Below are 3,157 nucleotides of genomic sequence, written 5' to 3' on the forward strand. Positions count from 1 at the left end.
CACGGCAGGTCTCCCATACGTCCGGCCCGGCCATCTCCCCGGCCCATTCCCCCTGCATGCCTACAAGACTGGCCCCGGCCCTGCCGGCCCGGGGCCAGAACCCGCAACATTTTCAGTGATCTTCTAGGGACTCGGCTCCATCACCTTGCGGACCGCTTCCACGTCCTGGTCCAGCCAGTCCACGTCCCAGGTCTCGTCCGGGGACAGCCAGCGCAGTTCGTCATGGTCCTGGAGCGGCTTGGGGGCGGGGGACCCCGGCAGAAGGCGGGCGGTGAAGACCTGGAGGACGTACGGCTGCCTCAGCAGCCACTCCCCCGGTACGCGCCGCACGGTCTCCGCGTCCACGCCCAGTTCCTCGCGCAGTTCGCGCACCAGGGCCGCCTCGGGGGTCTCCCCCGCCTCCACCTTGCCGCCCGGCAGTTCCCAGCGGCCGGCGAGCTCGGGTGGGGCGCTGCGGCGGGCGGCGAGGAGGCGGCCGTCGTCGAGGAGGGCGGCTCCCACTACCACGATCCGTTCGCTCATGGGCGGGAGCCTACGGGAGTCAGTTGACCGCGCCGCCCTGGCCGTTCTGACCGATGCGCTCGACCCAGTAGAGCTGCTTGTGGCCGCGGTCGTCGAGGCTGTCGGCGATCTTCTGCGCCTCCGCCCGGGTCGCGTACCGGCCCACGCGGTAGCGATTGCCGTTGTCGTCCTGCCGTATGACGAGCCAGGGAAGAGTGATCGTGCCGTCGTTCATCGCGCCCCACCGCCCCCGCCCTCTAAGGAAACCGCAATCCGCATATGCCCGAGCCTACGCCTTACCTTCACGCAGCGAATACGGCTTTTCACAAAGAGGTACGCAACCGGCCAGATCGAGGGGGGCGCACGAAAAGGAACGCGCCGCCTCCGGGCGTGCGCGCATCCAGTTGGCGACATGCCAGAGGCACCTGCGGCGACCTGCGAGAACGTCCGGATTTCAGCGGCGGAGGAACGGGTTCCGGGGGGCGGTCGCAGGGGCTCCGGGAATGGTTGCCGGGGGTAACCGCCGTAAAGGTGTGCGCTATTTCACCGGGAGGTGGTACGCCACCCGGTAGCGGTCGGCCGGGATGACGAGGTCGGCGGTCTCCACGGGGCGGCCCGAGGCGTAGAAGGTGCGCTGCACGACGATGACGACATGGCCCGGGACGCCGCCCAGGGCGAGCAGTTCCTCCGCGAGGCCGGGGCGGGCGCCGACCTCCTCCGTGACGTTGTCCACGATCACGTCGATCGCCGCCATGCGCTCGACGACGCCCATGCCGCCCAGCGGCCCCTCCTCGGGGAGCATCACGGGGGTGCGCCCGGTGACCGCGAGGGGCTCCCAGGAGGTGGAGAGCATCATCGCCTCGCCGGCCTCCCGGAACACGTACCGCGTGCACATCACGCGGTCGCCGGGCCTGATGCACAGGCGCTCGGCGACGGCGCCGCTCGCCTCGGTCTGCTCGCTGCTGGACTCCCAGGTGCCGCGCGCGTCGGCGTCCGCCTGCTCCTGACGGAAGGGGGTGGCCCCGCCGGCCGGGCGGAAGCCGGAGCGGGCGACGCTGCGGGGCACCGGCCGCTCACGCACATACGTCCCCGAGCCCGAGCGGCCCTCGACCAGGCCCTCGGCCATCAGCACCTTGCGCGCCTCCAGGGCCACGGTGTCCGAGACGCCGTACTCCTGGCGGATTCTGGCCTGGGAGGGGAGACGGGTGTGCGGTGGCAGCGATCCGTTGACGATCTTCTGGCGGAGATCACCCGCGACGCGCAGGTACGCCGGCTGCTCACCGAAAGTCACTGGCCGCTCCCATCAGGTTGTACAGACAGCAACAGCGTGGCAACCGTGGGTTCCGCCATGCAAGCAAAGGCCAGAGAATCACTCGATGTGGTGACATGCGGCCCCTGAAGCCTTTACGCAGGCACTTTCTCCCCGCTATGGGCGCCGTCACACCTCGACATCGGAACCTGCTGTGCCGCCGCCCTCCTGTCCGCCCGGATCGTCCGTCGCGGGCGGGGTCGTGGCGAGGCCCAGAGCCTTGCGGGCGGTGACCGACCGGCGCGGGGACTCCTCCACCCTGATCGGGCCGTAGGCGGCGTAGAAGCCGTCCGCGTCGGTGGCCGCGGCGACCCGAGCCCACTGCTTGCCCAGGGAGTCCGCCTCCTTGGCGACGGCGGAGACGGGGCTCTTCACGTCCGCCGGCCACACGTGCTGCCGGAGCAGGCCGGCCTCCTTGGTGAACGCCTCCGACACCCGCCCCGCCCACTCCGTGTTGGCCCGCAGGTCCTGCCCGGGGCTGACGGCGGGCTGACCGTCGAGGGCCACGTTGCCGAGGTTGACGGCCCGCAGGTAGGCGAGCTGATGGGCGTTCAGCGACCGGACGTCGTTGCGCAGTGAGCCGGTGAGACCGGCGGTCTCGTCGGTGTTGCCGAACACGCAGGTGACCTCGCGGTCGCCGAGCCGCCAGCTCTGCCGGGTCGGCGTCAGGTAGTACACGTCCACGTCGACGGGTACGGCCCAGGCGTCCATGGCGTAGGTGTAGCGCAGCGAGTAACACCGGGTCTCGGCGACCTGGCTGACCTTGGCGTCCCCCGGGAAGGACGGGTATCCGCCCATCGTGAACGCGGCGAAGACCTCGCCGTCGTGCCTGCCTTCGCACTGCACCTTGTCGACGTCGTAGGTGAAGCCCTCCAGGGAGCCGCCGGGCACGTCGAAGCACTCGCCCTTGGCCAGGGTGTAGGCACTGCCGTTGTCCTTCGCGGCGTCCTTGAAGCCGTCCCAGAAGTCGGACACGCCCCCCGTGGCCAGTGTCAGCACCCACAGGGCGATCCCGAGCGAGGACAGCACGGAGCCCGTCACGGCCATCCCCTTGCCCCGCTCCCCCGTCCGCCGGATCTGCCCCAGCGCGATCAGCCCCAGCAGCAGCCCGGCCGCCGGAACGCAGCACAGGATGCCGAGCACGAGAGAGGCGACTGAGAGCCCGTTGACCGGCGCGGGCCGGTTGTACGGGCTGTATCCCTGCCCCCAGGGCTGGTACGGGTACGGCTGGGCGTACGGCCCCTGAGCACCGTAAGGCCCCTGCGGGTACGGCGGCTGCCCGTCCGGCGGCTGCGGGAACTGGCCCTGCGGGTACGGCCCTTGGGGCTCCTGCGGCTGCGGGGGCAC

The 3,157-nt window shown here is 71.0% G+C and carries 4 protein-coding genes; all 4 read right to left on the reverse strand.

Annotation, left to right across the window (positions count from 1 at the left end):
• Positions 1-123: 123 nt before the first annotated feature.
• Positions 124-522, reverse strand: coding sequence for a (deoxy)nucleoside triphosphate pyrophosphohydrolase (locus GRC12_RS43095; protein WP_208785889.1), 399 nt, complete (start codon positions 520-522; stop codon positions 124-126).
• Between the two features lie 19 nt (positions 523-541).
• Positions 542-736: an SPOR domain-containing protein gene (locus GRC12_RS43100; protein ID WP_208785890.1), complete on the reverse strand. Its 195-nt coding sequence runs from the start codon at positions 734-736 to the stop codon at positions 542-544.
• A 303-nt stretch (positions 737-1,039) separates the two neighbouring features.
• Positions 1,040-1,792, reverse strand: a complete 753-nt coding sequence (locus GRC12_RS43105) for a GntR family transcriptional regulator (protein ID WP_208785891.1) — start codon at positions 1,790-1,792, stop codon at positions 1,040-1,042.
• A 147-nt stretch (positions 1,793-1,939) separates the two neighbouring features.
• The coding region (locus tag GRC12_RS43110) for a DUF4190 domain-containing protein (protein ID WP_244374649.1) at positions 1,940-3,157 on the reverse strand (1,218 nt) is incomplete at its 5' end.

This window comes from Streptomyces griseorubiginosus, from assembly GCF_017614965.1.
GTDB classification, from domain to species: Bacteria; Actinomycetota; Actinomycetes; order Streptomycetales; family Streptomycetaceae; genus Streptomyces; species Streptomyces griseorubiginosus_B.